The sequence below is a fragment of the Kaistella jeonii genome (assembly GCF_000812865.1).
Taxonomy (GTDB): Bacteria; Bacteroidota; Bacteroidia; order Flavobacteriales; family Weeksellaceae; genus Kaistella; species Kaistella jeonii.
This window is the reverse complement of record NZ_JSYL01000002.1, coordinates 688,740-704,604: the sequence shown is the minus strand read 5'-3', so window position 1 is coordinate 704,604 and position 15,865 is coordinate 688,740. Positions and strand designations below refer to the sequence as shown.

The window sequence follows — 15,865 nt, the reverse complement described above, 5'->3', positions numbered from 1 at the left end:
ATTATAGTATATTCCTATCCAAAATTATAAAAATGAAAAACCTTTTATTATTTATATTTCTTTCAAATTTCATTGCAGCTCAGAATTCGAAAGTTATTGAACTAACCTCAAATATTAAAGACCGAAAAAACCAAGTAAAATCGCTTACTCTGATTGATATCAGGACTGATCGGAATATAGGAACTGTTATTTATCATAGCAAACCTGTGGAGATGATTTTCGAATCAGACAATGCTAAATCTGCTTTTGAAAATTGGTTTTCAAGCCATAACAAGAAAACGACTGGAAAAAAAGACATCAATATCATACTCGAAAATTTAAAAATTCAAAATTCTGATAAGGGTATTCCGATATTTACAATGAAAATTAGCAGTTTCATGAAGGCAAATGGTAAATTTTACTTCATCGATCGATACCAGAATTCCCAATCATTTATTCAAAGTTCTACGCCGAAGACTATTTCCGATCAGATCAGCCGAACTCTCGCAGATTTTATTAAAGAAACTTATGGCAAACTACCCATAAGTATAGGTATACCAGAAACGGAACTTTCTAATTACGATTTATACTTGTCTAAAACGCTACCAATCCTCAACACGAATCCACTAAGAGAAGGTGTTTATGACGATTATGAAAGCTTCCGGTCACAAAAACCTGTCGTTAATTATCATGTAGTGAAAAATAAAAAACAGGAAATTGTGAGAATAAAAAATAATGAAAACTTACAAGTACTAAATAATGACTTGTATGCTTTTGTCGATAATGGGATCCCTTACAAAGTAACTCCGGTGGGATATTTAGAGATTTTTAAAGATGAAAAAGGACTGTATTTAATTACCAATAAAGAAGAATTAATTCCAAAAAATAATGGTACGATGATTATAGGAGCAGGGCTTGTTGGTGGATTGGCAGGTGTTGCTATCAGTTTGATGATTGATTCGCAAAGCAGAAAAAATCGCAGTGACAGTGGTTTTTATAATGTATACGTAGATGCTCTGACAGGTGATTACGTCTTTGAAAAATAAAACGGAACACTTTATAAAGCATTCAAAATTAAATTTCTTCATTAATAAAATTAGGAGAAGGAATTGTTTCTCTTTTCATTATCTTTGCAAACTATCAAAATTTGAATGAAGAACATAAGAAATTTCTGCATTATTGCACATATAGACCACGGTAAATCTACTTTGGCCGACCGACTTTTAGAATATACGAATACGGTTACAGCCAGAGAACTTCAGTCTCAGACTTTAGATGATATGGATATTGAGAAAGAACGTGGCATCACCATTAAATCTCACGCCATTCAAATGGATTATGAATTGAATGGAGAAAAATATATTCTTAATTTAATTGATACTCCAGGACACGTAGATTTCTCTTATGAAGTTTCTCGTTCAATCGCGGCTTGCGAAGGTGCGCTTCTTATTGTAGATGCCGCACAAAGTATTCAGGCTCAAACGATAAGCAATTTATACTTGGCTTTAGAAAATGATCTGACCATCATTCCAATTCTTAATAAAATTGATCTTCCCTCTGCAAATCCGGAAGAAGTTACCGATGAAATTATGAATTTGATCGGCTGCGATTATGAAGACGTTTTGCGCGTTTCCGGAAAAACCGGAGAAGGTGTTCACGAATTGTTAGAACATATCGTGAACAGAATTCCAGCTCCTGTTGGAAATGAAGATGGTCCCCTTCAAGCCTTGATTTTTGACTCCGTTTACAATCCTTTTCGTGGAATTGAAGCTTATTTTAAAGTAGTCAACGGAAGCATTAAAAAAGGACAACGTATCAAATTCATGGCGACCAACAAAATGTACGAAGCCGATGAGGTTGGAACTTTAAAACTAAAACAAGTTGCTAAAAAAGAAATTAAAACCGGCGATGTTGGTTATATAATTTCGGGAATTAAAGATGCGCGCGAAGTAAAAGTAGGCGATACGATCACCACCTTTGAAAATGGCGCAACAGAAGCGATCGACGGTTTTGAAGAAGTAAAACCAATGGTTTTTGCCGGAATTTATCCGATCGAATCAGAGGATTTCGAAGAATTAAGATTCTCTTTAGAAAAACTTCGCTTAAATGACGCTTCTTTGGTTTTCGAACCGGAGAGTTCTGCAGCACTTGGTTTCGGATTTCGTTGTGGATTCCTCGGAATGCTACACATGGAGATTGTTCAGGAAAGACTCGACCGCGAATTCAATATGGACGTGATCACCACCGTTCCCAACGTTTCCTACCACGGTTACACCAAAAAAGATCCGGACACGATGATCTTAATCAACAACCCGTCCGAAATGACCGACCCAATGACCATGGATCGTGTTGAAGAACCTTTTATCAAAGCATCCATCATTACCAAATCCGATTATGTTGGTCCCGTAATGACTTTGTGTATCGAAAAACGCGGCGAAATTGTTAACCAAAGTTATCTGACTTCCGATAGAGTAGAGCTCGTTTTCAATATGCCTTTAGCAGAAGTTGTTTTCGATTTTTATGACCGTTTGAAATCCGTTTCCAAAGGTTATGCTTCTTTTGATTATCATCCGATCGGTTTCCGCGCTTCTAAATTAGTGAAGATGGATATTCTCATCAATGGCGACATGGTCGATGCACTTTCTTCCCTAATTCACGACAGCAATGCATTTTATATTGGAAAAAGAATGTGTGAGAAATTGCGCGAACTCATCCCGAGACAACAGTTTGATATTGCAATTCAGGCCGCTTTAGGAGCGAAAGTTATTGCTCGTGAAACCATCAAAGCTTTAAGAAAAGACGTTACCGCAAAATGTTACGGTGGAGATATTTCCCGTAAACGTAAATTGCTGGAAAAGCAGAAAGAAGGTAAGAAAAAGATGAAACAAATCGGTAGAGTAGAGGTTCCACAATCCGCATTTATGGCGGTGTTGAAGTTGAATGATTAGAATGATTTGGGCGCCTTTTTCCGCCTTCCACTCCCGCTTTTTTGTTCCGCTTTGCTGCACAAAAAGAGCTCCGTTCAAGTCGGGGCGTAGATTTTCGCTTCTTCCACGAGCATTTATATATTACAAATTCCTGAATTCGTTCAGGAATTTTTTATTTTTTACAGTTTAATCATACCAGCATTCATCAACCACTCTCCCTGCGATTTTGCAGAAATATTTACGGCAGATTTTGCGGCGATTTTTTCCTGCGCTTTCAGAATCGAATTACTGATCATCTCGTGTTCAATCATCTCATCTTCTTTCATTCCCATGCTTTTCAACAGATCGATAATTCGTGCGCTGCCAAATAACTCGAAAATAGGTTCTGCCAACGAGGATAAAACGGTAATTTCTTTTTTTCCAAAACGCGTCGCCAGCCGCTCTTCTTCTGCTTGCAAAGGATGATGTTCCACAAAAATAAAGTTTTTATCCTCTTGCATCAAGCCTAAGCGATCTGCTAAATAAATCTCTTTTTCGAGATTATTTTCTTGGAAATACAGTTGAAGACTATTTCTGGTTTCCTCAAACCAAGCCACGAATAAGATATTTGGATCAGATTTACCCCATTCCAGACAAGCCTCGAATTTGGCTTTATCTGTTGTCCAAATTTTATCATGAACAATTAATTGCTTCTTTTTTTTACTAAATAAACCAAACATAATGAGATGTTATTAAATTTAAAAAAAATAAATACTTTAAAAATTATTTAATTGAATTTCCTTTTAGAAAGTTTAAAACTTAATTTACTTAATTTTTTTAAAGATAATGTTTTTTGTACTTTCGAATAAATTTAAGAAATGAAATTCATAACCAGCCTCTTCCTTTTATCATCAATATTTATTTTCTCCCAAACCAAACCGCAAACCCCTTTCGAAAAAGGCAACGGAAACCAAACCACCACTTACGCAGAAATGGTGAAATTTTACGACGATCTCGCCAAAGATTATCCCAGTATTACCAATGTGACTTTTGGTTTCGATGATAATGGTGAACCTATAAAAGTGGTTATTTATAATGCCACGGTCAACAAAAGTAATCCAACGATCCTCATTAATAACGGGATTCATCCTGGCGAACCAGACGGAATTGATGCAACCATGATGTTGATGCGAGATTTAGCAACGGGGAAAGTGGTGGTCAATAATTTGAGAATTGTGGCAATTCAGGCTTACAATATTTCCGGAATGTTGCGAAGAGGAAAATACAGCCGCGCTAATCAAAATGGTCCGGAAGAATATGGTTTCCGTGGCAACATTCGCAATTATGACCTTAACCGCGACTTTATAAAAAATGATACAGAAAATTCGGTTGCTTTTCAAAAGATTTTTCAGCAGTTCAAACCCATCTATTTTATTGATAACCATGTAAGCAATGGCGCAGATTATCAATATTTATTCACCTATATTTCCACAAACAAAGAACGATTGGGAAAAAATTTAGGACAATATTTCAATGAAAAAATGCAACCTGAGATTGTACAGAATTTAGAAAAGAAAGGCATTCTAACCACACCTTATGTAAATATTCACGGCGATTCTCCCGAGGAAGGTTTTCCAACTTTTATGGATTCTCCGCGGTATGCAACCGGTTACACCACATTGTTTAACACCATGGGAACGGTGGCGGAAACACACATGCTGAAACCCTACAAAGACCGCGTTCGGACGACTTACGAAAACATGTTGATCTCTATTAATTATACTGCAAAAAATGCCACAGAGATCAAAGATAAAATGGCAGCAACACTTGCGGATTATCAACCAAAAATGAAATATCCGGTCCAGTGGAAAGTGGATAGTACTCAATTTAAAATGATCGATTTTAAAGGATACGAAGCCGAGAAAAAAACAAGTGAAGTTTCCGGAAAGCCGAGACTTTTCTATGACAAAACGAAGCCATTCACCCGAAAAATAAAATATTACAACACTTACATTCCCACCAAAGAAATTGTAATTCCGTCCTATTACATTATTCCAAAATCGGAACATAAAGTTCTGGAGTATTTAAAACGGAACAATATTGCAGGTAAAATTATTCGGAAGGATTCTACAATTTTGGTACAGCAGTATAAAATTTCAGATTATAAAACGGTTAAAAATCCGTACGAAGGTCATTACCTGCATTACGACACAAAAACAGTTTCAGAATCGAAAAATATCAAATTCAGCGCAGGAGATCTTTTGGTTCCCACCAAACAATACGGCGTAAAATATTTACTCGAAACTTTAGAACCCGAAGCGGTCGACTCCTTCTTTAACTGGAATTTCTTTGACGGAATTTTGGGACAAAAAGAATATTACTCCGATTACGTTTTCGAAGATACTGCCGCAAATTTATTGAAAAAAAATCAGGTTTTAAGAACCGCTTTTGAAATGGAAAAAGTTATAAATCCCGATTTTGCAAAAGATGGAAAAGCACAATTGGACTGGGTTTATAAACATTCAGAATATTCGGAAGGCAGTGTCGGAACGTATCCGATTTTCAGGATTTTGTAAATTAAAATGTTCTTCTAAATAAAAAATATCTAACGATGATCAAAACTCTTTTAAGAATAGCTTTGGGTGCATTCATGCTTTTGGCAGGAATCGGTCACCTTACTTACGCACGTGAAACTTTTCAGGCACAGGTTCCCGACTGGATTCCACTTTCGAAAGATTTCGTGGTTTTAGCTTCTGGAGCTGTAGAAATTGCACTTGGATTGGCCATGATTTTTCTGACAAAACAAAAGAAAATGGTAGGATTAATTCTTGCCTTATTTTTCGTTTTGGTTTTCCCGGGAAACATTGCTCAATACATCGATCACCGCGACGGATTTGGTTTAGATACCGATACCAAAAGATTGATTCGCTTATTGTTTCAACCCGTGCTGATTTTTGTTGCGCTTTATTCTACCGACGCTTTAAAGAAGTTAAAGAAATAGGCAAGAAAAACGCTTTTAGAATAAATATCTAAAAGCGTTTTTTTTATTTTGGTAAACCTTTTTTCAAAGCATAATTGGCGCGTTCGACTGCTTTCCTCTCCTTCCAGTCCATATATTTACTTTTGAATTTCCCTTTCATGAAATTGTCGAAATTTCTTTGAACGACGAGATTCCAGAGAGAGTGTGCTTTTACAGCCAAAGATTCATCCCAAGCTCTTTGCGATATCGAAAAACTACCGTCTAAATATCTCATATAATGCCACCAACCGGTCGGCATAAATAAAGTGTCACCGTGTTCCAAAATACATTCAATTCCTTCAACACCATCTAAAGCCGGAAACTTTTCGAAATCAGGATTCGAAATATCATAATCTTCCAAAGCATACGTCGCAAAAGGAAGTTTATAAAGACGCTCTTTCCATTTATAATCAAATAAAAGCACGTGTTTGTGACCACTAAAATGAGTGTGGAAAATATGCGGCATATCAATATCAAAATGGATGAAGGTTTGAGAACCTTTTCCACCGAAAAACATTGCAGGATATTTATCTAAAAAACCGCCCATCAATTCTTTCGGAGAAATATAATCTTCTAAAAGCTTTGGTGCAGATTTAATGGGATCGAAAAGAAATATACGCAAATCTGTAGGCGTACTTTTAATTAAATCGATATAATCGCTGAATTTCATTTTTGCAGCAGAAGAGTTGATCGGTGCGGAAGGATCAGCTTTCGAAGAATCATAAAGCGGAACTTCGACGTCTCCCACGACTTCCTTCATGTAATCCATGGTCCATTTCTGGTAAGCAGGCCAATTTTTTGCCATATTTCGAAGGATGACAGGTTTGCGAGGCAGCAAATATTTTTCCCGAAAATCTTCTTTCGAAATGTCTTCTATAACCTCGATCGGTGATAAGTGAAGTCCCATGTTACGTAAATGTTAAGTCGCAAAATTAAGTAAAAGTATTTTTAACGGCTAAAAAAATAATAGTTTTTATCAATTCCTTTCTGTGTTTTAACGTAAAAGCTTTTAGACCATCTTAAGTAAACCTGTAACAATAATTCTAAATAGAATACTAATTTTAAAAAGACTTCATGAAACATCTTTCTACTTTGATCGTCACCTTCTTGTTTGCATTTATTTCTCATGCCCAAACGGTGGTCACCGGAAAAATCACCGATGCCGATGGACACGGAATTCCCAGTGCAAGTGTAACGATTGAAGAACAGGGAAAAGATGCGATTATGGCATTTTCTATTTCGAATTCGAAAGGAGAATATAAAGTCACTTTTACGTCAGCTGATTCAAACGTTGATCTGAAGATAAAAGCCTTTAATCAAAAACCACTTTTCCAATCGATTAAAAATCAGACCCAAACATTGAATTTTAATATGGAATCTGACGCGACTGAAATTAAAGAAGTTAAGCTGAAAACCAAAATGATCACCAAAAAAGGCGATACCATTTCTTATGATTTAAAAGCTTTTGAAAGTAAAGCCGACCGAACTTTAGCTGATGTTTTAAAGAAAATTCCGGGTATCGATGTTAACGCAGATGGAAGTATTCTTTATCAGGGAGAACCCATCAATAAATTTTATGTCAACGGAAAAGATTTGATGGAAGGTGGTTATGGAACCATCAATAATTCGTTGCCGAAAGATGCGGTACAAAAAGTGGAAGTGATGGAAAATCATCAACCCGTAAAAATTCTTCAGGATAAAGTTCCATCGGAAAATGCCGCCATTAATGTAAAATTGAAAAATAGCGTAACCATGACCGGTCGTGGCGAAGTAGGAACTGGTTTTGGAGAACCGTGGCTTTGGAATGTCAAATTGACTCCGATGTTTTTCGGACAGAAAAATCAGTGGGTCATTAATTATAAAACCAATAATAACGGCGACACCGTAGAAAAAGAAGGAAATATTCTCTCCTTTGGAAATAGATTTGAAGGACGACGAGGGAATGTTTCCCAAAACGACTGGCTCAATGTTGAAAATGCGACCACGCCAAATCTTCCCGAAAAAAGATATCTGATGAACAATGTGCATTATTTTTCTGCAAATCTTTTAACCAATCCTTTTAAAAGTAAAGAGTGGGAACTGAAAGCCAATGCGAGTTTCACGAACAATGCGGTTTCGCGGGAATCTTACTCCCAAACGACGAGTTTCCTGAATAACGGCGCACAATATTTAACCAATATCGCCAATAAATTCTACACCGATAAAGCAAAAGGTGAAGTCATTTTTACCAAAAATGCGAAGAAAGGATTTTTCAAAAACGTAACAACTTTCTCCCAATTCTGGAATGCTGATCGCGCAGACGTAATCAGAAATGATATTTATGGAAACAGAAACGGAGCAGAAGCGATAGAATCTCCGACTTCATCGTTTCAGAATTCCCTGAGTACCATTATTCCCTGGAAAGAAAAACTGGTGAATTTAATGTCTTACGTGAGTTATCAAAACGACAAACAAACTTTGCAGATTTCCCCTTCTTCTTATTTGAAGTTTAATGATTTGACGAATTCCGGACATTTCCTTTTTGAAAATACCGATGCGGTGACTCAGAATCTCAGAATTAAATCTTTAGAAATTAATCATTCAGCAAGCGTAGGATTTTCTGCAAAAAAATGGACTTTCACGCCGGAAGTGGGATTTAATTTTTCAACCGATCAGTTAAACAGCCAGTTTTCAACCATTACAAATAATGTTATTTCTGCTTATGGAAAGGATTATGAAAATGATTTGAAATTTACGAATGCCGTTCCTTACGCTTCATTGGGGATCAATTACAAAGGAGATGCCTGGTTATTGTATTCTCAGTTGCCTTTTAATTTCAATAACATTAAAGCAGATGATCCGGAAAGAAATGTTTCCAAAAAAATAAATAAGCTTACCTTCGAACCTACACTTTATACGCAGTATTCTTTTGCTTCTTTCTGGAAAGCGAGTGCAAGTGCAAATCTGAATTATAATTTTGGTGATACGAAAGACACTTACGCAGGTTACATATTTTCCTCACCAACTTCTCCTTCTGCAATGTCAGCGAATAATCCAATTCCGGAAACGCTGTCTAAATCGGTAGGCTCAAAATTAGAATATAGAAATCCGCTGAATAATTTATTTTTCAATGTGACTTACCGCTACAGTAAAACGAATAGAAATATCATCGGAAATTCCATCAATAATGGAGCAGGTTTTATTCTGACAAATTTTATCGAGAAGGATAATCAAAGTAATTCGAATTCAATGGGCGCAGAAATTGGTAAATATTTCCCATCCTTTAAAACAAATGCTTCACTGAGTTTTAATAATACGATTTCAAAAGCAGATGCTTTGACGACTGATCAGAATAATGTGCAGTATTTCTTTTTGAACAAAGTAAATTCTCAAACCGCCGGATTTAAGTTTAACAATACTTTTTTCTCCTGGATGAGCATTGATTATAATTTATCCTTTAACTGGAGTCACCAAACGAGTAAACTGAATGATTCTAAAAACTCAGGCTTCAATCATAATTTAAGTACTTATTTTTATCCTTTGGCGAATCATACGATCGGTTTTAACTGGGATCAAATTAACTCCGGAAGTAATTTAACGAGTTACCGCAACGCTTTCTACGATTTGTCTTACCAATACACCTGGTCAAAAAAGAAAATCGATTTCGAACTGAAATGGCTGAATATTGCAAACCGAAAAGTGTTTGAAAGATTTGCAACCAGCGCAACTTCGACGGATTTTACGAGAATGCAATTGCGTCCGAGCCAAGTGATGTTCACGGTTAAATTTAATTTCAAATAATTTCAAAATAATCCAAAAAATCCCGTGGTATAAATGCAGGTAAATTTTGCGCTAAAAATTTACAGCGTCTGCACTTGGGCCGTAACTTCCAGGAAGTGGAATGTCATTTAAACGATAATAAACTCCCAGTTGAACTCTGTGATGGGTAATTTGATTCAGCGCATGACGAAGTGCTTCATATTTATTAAAATCCATCAAGACAGTTTCGCCCATGTTCATGGTCCATCTTCCATAAAGATCTTTCTCTGTAGTTTTTTCCAGCGTTTCTTTATTTTTTTGGTAGTCATCTTCCAGCTTCCGTTGAAGTTCAGCTTTGGTGTTAAGAATTGTGGGCATATAATCTCCTGCTGCAAAATCGAGTTTTTCAGTTTCTAACATAATTGCTGCCCAACCGAAAATCTCTGCAATGTGAGTGGCGAGAAGCATCATTTTCATGCTTTTTTCGTGCGGTGCATATTCATTTTTCCTTCAGGATAAACTTCGAAAAACTTCTTGGTTGCTCTGTATTCGTCACTAAATTCTTTTTTTAGATTTTGTAAACTTTCCATACTATTTGTTTTTATAAAGATAAGAACACAAATGTATTTAATCTGAAAAAAAATGTAAAATATTGTAACAAACATTTTAATTCGATTACTAATAAGAAAATATTAAACAATGAAAAAGATTTTCACCCTCTTTTTATTCACGGCTTTTTTTGCTTTAAATGCACAGGAAACCGCTAATAGATTCTTTTATGAATTAACCTTTAAACCGAAAAAAGATTCGGTAAAAGTGGACAAAGTGATGATGATTTTAGACATCACCAAAGACAAATCTCTTTACCGCGATTATACCTTGGTTGCACAGGATTCTACCTTAAAAATTCAGGTTGAGCAAATGCAGAAAGCCGGAGTTTTCAAAGATCTTTCGAAAAGCATTACGATGCCGAAATTTTCGGAGAAAATATATAAATCGTACCCAGACATGAAAGTTCAGTATGTAGAAAGAATTTCTAGCGGATTCACTCCCTTGAATATTGGCTACAACGATGACACTAAATTTGACTGGAAAATTACGAACGAAAAAGCAAAAATCGGAACCTACAATACCCAGAAAGCAACTACCGAATTTGGTGGTAGAAAATGGAATGCATGGTTTACTTCAGATATTCCTTTTCAGGATGGACCGTACAAATTTCACGGACTTCCTGGTTTAATCGTTAAAATCGAGGACGAAGGTAAAAATTACTCCTGGGAGCTGAAAGGAAATAAAAAAGTGCCTAATTACAGCGAAACAACTTATATCGAAACAGTTTCTCCAGGTGGAAGTGGCGGAAAAGTTCAGGAGGTAAGTCGGGAGAAATTCAATAAAACCTTTACTGAATATAAAAAAGATCCATTTGCTTCAGTGAGACCTATGTTAAAACCCGAAATGATGACCCAAAAAATGCCGGGAAGCGAAACTACGATTGGTGACATGGTGAAACAACAGGAAAAAATGCTCAAAGATTTTTACGGTTCGAATAATAATCCTATCGAATTAACACCGGTTGTTACAAAAACTGGGAAATAGACTTTCAATACCCTATTTTATATTGTTTAAAACCTTGATTCAGCATTTGTTTCAGGGTTTTTTATGAATTAAATCATTTTGCGTGGCATTCCTTATTTAGATTAGATTTAAATAACTTATATTTGCATCACAAATTTTAAAGAATTGAAGAGCGATATATCTAATAAATTATGCTGTTTCCCGAAAGACAAACCGGGAATAATTGTGGGTTATGAAAACGATGACCTCAGAATGCCTAATAAAATTATCGAAATGGGACTTTTACCAGAAACAGCATTTAGAATTCTTTATCAGGCTCCCTTCAAAGGACCTCTTTATATCGAATTTGGCGATGAAAAAAGTAGAATTGCACTTCGTGAAGAAGAAGCTCGCTTCATCATTGTGGAAAAATTAATTTAAATAATCCCAAAAAAGTTGCTCTCTGTTGGAGAGGGATTTAGGGAGAGGACAAAATGCCAGAAACTTCTATCAATAAACAAATTCTTCTTGTCGGAAATCCCAATGTGGGAAAATCTACGGTTTTTAATTTGTTGTGTAACAAGAAACAAAAAACCGGAAATTACGCCGGAGTTACTGTCGCGAGTTATTCTGGGACCTACGATTATAAAGGCGAATCTGTTGAAGTAGTCGATTTGCCCGGTTCTTACAGTGTTTATCCAACTTCCGAGGATGAAGCTATTTTCTCTAAATTTTTGATCGACGAACAAAAAAATTATTCTGGAGTTGTTTATATTTTAGAAGCATTGAGTATTAAAAGAGGATTGCTTCTTTTTCAACAGATTCAAGATCTAGGAATACCGATTTTATTGGTGGTCAACCAAATTGACCAGGCTGAAAGACGTGGGATAAACATTAATTTGGAAGAGCTTTCAAAAGAATTGAAGGTTACCGTTTTGAAATCAAACGCCAAACAAAATCAGGGAATCGAGGAACTTCGGGAAGAGATCTTTAAAAATACTTTCACAAAATCCGAGACGGTTTCTTTTGAAATTCCTTTAGAACAGAAAGGGTTGGTTTTCAAAATTTTGGCAGAAACTAAAGAAGAAAATCAGTACAAAGTCTGGACTTTACTTTCCTCAGAAACGTACATCGGAAAATTAGAAACTGTAAAAGATCAGATGAATGCTGATCAGGTTAAATGCCTTGTTCCCAAAAGATTACAGACGCAGGAAACTATTCGGCGATATCAAAATATCGATAAAATAATTTCTAAAGTTTTATCAAAAAAACCACAGTTTAAAGAATTGGTGACTGAGAAATTAGACAGAGTTCTCGTACATCAGTTTTGGGGATATATTATTTTTGGAGCGATTTTACTGTTTATTTTCCAGAGTGTTTTCTTTCTGGCAGAATATCCGATGAACTGGATCTCTGATTTTTTCTTGTGGTTATCAACTTCAGCAAATAGTTATCTTCCGGAAGGTCCAATAAACTCTTTGATCTCAAATGGAATTATTCCTGGTTTGGGTGGAATAATGGTTTTCGCGCCTCAAATTGGAATTTTGCTTTACTTTCTTTATTTACTGGAAGATTCCGGATACATGTCGAGAGTAATCTTTTTGATGGACCGTTTCTTAAAACCTTTTGGACTCAACGGAAAAAGTATCGTTCCTTTGGTTTCGGGAACAGCCTGTGCAATTCCGGCAATTATGTCCACCAGAAATATTGAGAATGTAAAAGAGAGATTAATTACAATTCTTGTAACGCCTTTTATGACGTGTTCTGCGCGACTCCCGGTTTACAGTATTATTATTGGTTTAGTTATTCCTGATAAATATTTCGTTGGCATCAGTTATAAAGCACTGGCTTTAATGGCGATGTATTTTCTGGGATTTTTCACTGCTTTAATGGCCTCACTGATCCTCAAAAAAGTGATCAAAAGCAAAGGAACTTCTTTCCTGGTGATGGATTTGCCTTCTTATAAAATGCCTCTTTTTGGATATGATTTCAAAATTATGCTGGGTAAAGTTTGGGAATTTGTGACGGGTGCAGGAAAAATTATTTTCTTTTTCAGTATCGTGATCTGGTTCTTCAGTTATATTGGTCCGAAACAAAAAAAAGACGAATTTGTGGCAACAGATGTGAAATTAGACCATTCATATCTCGCAAAAATGGGAAGATCCATCGAACCTGCAATTGCTCCTTTAGGTTACGACTGGAAAATGGGTGTCGGGATTTTAACAAGTTTTGTCGCGAGAGAAGTATTCGTGGGAACCATGTCAACATTGTACAGCTTAGATGATAAAGCTCCTGAGGGAAAGATTATCGATAAAATGCGGAACGATGTTAAACCAAATGGAGAGAAAGTGTACAGTTTTGCGACGGGAATTTCAATCTTATTCTTTTACGCTTTTGCAATGCAATGTGTTTCCACTTTAGCCGTTGTATATAAAGAAACCAAATCCTGGAAATGGACGATGGCGCAGCTTTTCGGCATGTCGGGACTGGCTTATATTGCGTCTTTAATTGTTTATCAAATTTTAAAATAATGGATAACGCTCTTATTTTTCAATACCTCATTATCGCTGTGATCGTTCTGTTTGCAGGCTATTCCTTATTTAAAATTGTCGCTAAAAATTTCTCTTCCAAAAAATTCAAAAAGAAAGGAAAACCTGGTTGTGACAGAGATTGTTGTGGATAAACAAAATCCTCAAAAAATAAGTTAAAAGAGTAATAATCAGTACTATGAATTGTTTTTAACTTGTTCTTTTTAAAGTTCCATTTTTTAATCTTCTCTTTAATTTATTCGTATTTTTGCAGATTGAAACACCAGATGTTTCGGGAACGAATTTGTTCTTGAAAATCATTTAAAAAATATCAGTTTATGCCTTTAATAAAATCCATTTCAGGAATTCGCGGAACCATCGGTGGTAAAGTTGATGAGAATCTAACGCCACTTGATATTGTAAAATTTACCTCCGCTTTTGGAACCTGGCTTCAGAATAATAAAAATAAAAAAGATTTAACCCTAGTTGTTGGTCGTGACGCAAGAATTTCCGGTTTGATGGTGAATTCTTTGGTAACTGCAACTTTGCAGGGATTAGGAATTCATGTCGTTGATTTGGGACTTTCTACAACTCCAACGGTAGAAATAATGGTTCCGGAATTGAATGCTGATGGTGGAATTATCTTAACGGCTTCTCACAATCCGAAACAGTGGAATGCCTTGAAATTATTGAATGATAAAGGGGAATTTATTACCGGTGAAAATGGTGCCGAAGTTTTGGCTTTAGCAGAAAGCGAAGATTTCGATTATGCTCAAGTTGACGATTTGGGGAAATATGAAACGCGGGACGATGCTTTTGATATTCATATTCAACAGATTCTGGATTTGCCAATGGTCGATGCAGAAGCGATTAAAGCTAAGAAATTTAAAGTCGTTGTTGATGCCGTAAATTCTACAGGAGGCATTGCGATTCCTCAGTTATTAGAAGAATTAGGTTGTGAAGTTGTGAAATTATATTGCGAACCGAATGGTCAGTTTCCACACAATCCAGAACCATTGAAGGAACATCTTGGAGATATTTGCGAACTCATGAAAACTGAGAAAGCAGACGTCGGAATCGTGGTAGATCCAGATGTTGACCGTTTGGCTTTGGTCGATGAAAATGGAGATCTTTTTGGGGAAGAATATACTTTGGTTGCAGTTGCAGATTATTTATTGAAAAATAAAAAAGGTGTTGCAGTTTCTAATCTTTCTTCTAGTCGTGCTTTAAGGGATGTTGCGAAAAATCACGGGTCTGAATATTTTGCAAGTGCAGTTGGAGAAGTGAACGTGGTAACTTTAATGAAGGAAAAAAATGCCGTTATCGGTGGTGAAGGAAATGGTGGGATTATCTATCCGGATCTTCATTATGGAAGAGATTCCTTAGTTGGTGTGGCGCTATTTTTGACGCATTTAGCAAAAGAAAATAAAACGGTTTCTGAACTTCGCGCAACTTACCCGAGTTATTTTATGGGGAAAAAGAAAATTGAACTCACTCCGGATATTAATGTTGATTCTCTTTTAACTAAAATGCAAATAGAGTATCAAAATGAAGAGGTTTCGACCGTTGATGGTGTAAAAATTGATTTTGAAAACAATTGGGTTCACTTACGAAAATCGAACACAGAACCGATCATCAGAATTTACACCGAAGCTTTTTCACAGGAAGAAGCCGACCAGTTGGGAGATCAAATGATCGCGAAAATAAAAAGTTTGATTTAATATCTTCCAGCAAATATGAAAAACTGGAAAGCAATAATTTTAAAGAATATAAATATGATAAAAAATTACTTTTTCCTGTTGGCGATCTTATTAATGTCTTCATGTACTGCTATTAAAGGCATTGATATGTCGAACATCAATTTGGGAATGACGAAATCTGAAGTTCAGATGAAAACAAAATCATTTCAAACGAAGACAATTGGTGCCAAACAATTTAAAACAGGTTCAATGGAAGTGTTTCAGATTTCTGAAATCTATCGTAAGGACAATGCTATTAATGATTATTGGCTCTATTTTTTCAATGATAAACTAGTGTCCTCAGAACCTATTAATTCTGTTCATTGGCAAGCGCAAGACTGGGATTATAAAATTGATAAAGTTTATTTTGATTTAGAAAAGTAAATGTTTATTTTAGTAAAG

General features: G+C 35.8%; 14 protein-coding genes. 11 read left to right on the top strand and 3 right to left on the bottom strand.

Going from position 1 to position 15,865, the window contains the following annotated elements; genetic code table 11:
- Positions 1-32 precede the first annotated feature (32 nt).
- Both OA86_RS05910 and lepA read left to right on the top strand, forming a co-directional pair.
- Positions 33-1,025, top strand: coding sequence for a hypothetical protein (locus tag OA86_RS05910; RefSeq protein WP_039350129.1), 993 nt, complete (start codon positions 33-35; stop codon positions 1,023-1,025).
- Positions 1,026-1,130: 105 nt separating this feature from the next.
- Positions 1,131-2,927 (top strand): translation elongation factor 4, encoded by a 1,797-nt coding sequence (gene lepA / locus OA86_RS05905; RefSeq protein WP_039350126.1) that lies wholly within the window; start codon positions 1,131-1,133, stop codon positions 2,925-2,927.
- A 158-nt stretch (positions 2,928-3,085) separates the two neighbouring features.
- Here lepA and OA86_RS05900 read toward each other — a convergent pair whose 3' ends face one another.
- A complete protein-coding gene (locus OA86_RS05900; protein WP_039350124.1) occupies positions 3,086-3,625 on the bottom strand; it encodes a hypothetical protein in 540 nt (179 codons plus the stop codon).
- Positions 3,626-3,763: 138 nt separating this feature from the next.
- Between OA86_RS05900 and OA86_RS05895 the strand changes: the two genes are divergently transcribed.
- The gene (locus OA86_RS05895; protein WP_039350121.1) at positions 3,764-5,461 is read left to right on the top strand and encodes a M14 family metallopeptidase; all 1,698 of its coding nucleotides are present in this window, start codon (positions 3,764-3,766) and stop codon (positions 5,459-5,461) included.
- Positions 5,462-5,496: 35 nt separating this feature from the next.
- Positions 5,497-5,886 carry a DoxX family protein gene (locus OA86_RS05890; RefSeq protein ID WP_039350119.1) on the top strand — a complete coding sequence of 130 codons (390 nt, stop codon included), beginning with the start codon at positions 5,497-5,499 and terminating at the stop codon, positions 5,884-5,886.
- Between the two features lie 43 nt (positions 5,887-5,929).
- Here the strand turns inward: OA86_RS05890 and OA86_RS05885 are convergent, their stop codons facing one another.
- Positions 5,930-6,811 carry a cupin-like domain-containing protein gene (locus OA86_RS05885; RefSeq protein WP_039350116.1) on the bottom strand — a complete coding sequence of 294 codons (882 nt, stop codon included), beginning with the start codon at positions 6,809-6,811 and terminating at the stop codon, positions 5,930-5,932.
- A gap of 167 nt (positions 6,812-6,978) precedes the next feature.
- On the opposite strand from OA86_RS05885, the gene OA86_RS05880 reads away from it, so the two are divergent.
- The gene (locus OA86_RS05880) at positions 6,979-9,684 is read left to right on the top strand and encodes a Plug and carboxypeptidase regulatory-like domain-containing protein (protein WP_039350113.1); all 2,706 of its coding nucleotides are present in this window, start codon (positions 6,979-6,981) and stop codon (positions 9,682-9,684) included.
- A 51-nt stretch (positions 9,685-9,735) separates the two neighbouring features.
- Here OA86_RS05880 and OA86_RS05875 read toward each other — a convergent pair whose 3' ends face one another.
- Positions 9,736-10,113 carry a DinB family protein gene (locus OA86_RS05875; RefSeq protein ID WP_246008027.1) on the bottom strand — a complete coding sequence of 126 codons (378 nt, stop codon included), beginning with the start codon at positions 10,111-10,113 and terminating at the stop codon, positions 9,736-9,738.
- A 228-nt stretch (positions 10,114-10,341) separates the two neighbouring features.
- On the opposite strand from OA86_RS05875, the gene OA86_RS05870 reads away from it, so the two are divergent.
- The 6 genes from OA86_RS05870 (at position 10,342) to OA86_RS05850 (ending at position 15,847) form a co-directional block, all read left to right on the top strand.
- The gene (locus tag OA86_RS05870) at positions 10,342-11,238 is read left to right on the top strand and encodes a GLPGLI family protein (protein ID WP_039350110.1); all 897 of its coding nucleotides are present in this window, start codon (positions 10,342-10,344) and stop codon (positions 11,236-11,238) included.
- A 144-nt stretch (positions 11,239-11,382) separates the two neighbouring features.
- Positions 11,383-11,637 (top strand): FeoA family protein, encoded by a 255-nt coding sequence (locus tag OA86_RS05865; RefSeq protein WP_039350107.1) that lies wholly within the window; start codon positions 11,383-11,385, stop codon positions 11,635-11,637.
- A 53-nt stretch (positions 11,638-11,690) separates the two neighbouring features.
- The gene (gene feoB, locus OA86_RS05860; RefSeq protein WP_039350103.1) at positions 11,691-13,727 is read left to right on the top strand and encodes a ferrous iron transport protein B; all 2,037 of its coding nucleotides are present in this window, start codon (positions 11,691-11,693) and stop codon (positions 13,725-13,727) included.
- Positions 13,727-13,879: a hypothetical protein gene (locus OA86_RS15785; protein WP_169743941.1), complete on the top strand. Its 153-nt coding sequence runs from the start codon at positions 13,727-13,729 to the stop codon at positions 13,877-13,879. Before feoB ends, OA86_RS15785 begins: the two co-directional genes overlap by 1 nt.
- 183 nt (positions 13,880-14,062) lie before the next feature.
- A complete protein-coding gene (gene glmM, locus OA86_RS05855) occupies positions 14,063-15,445 on the top strand; it encodes a phosphoglucosamine mutase (RefSeq protein WP_039350100.1) in 1,383 nt (460 codons plus the stop codon).
- Positions 15,446-15,499: 54 nt separating this feature from the next.
- Entirely contained in the window at positions 15,500-15,847 is a 348-nt protein-coding gene (locus OA86_RS05850) for a hypothetical protein (RefSeq protein ID WP_126340464.1), read from the top strand.
- The last annotated feature ends 18 nt before the right edge of the window (positions 15,848-15,865 follow it).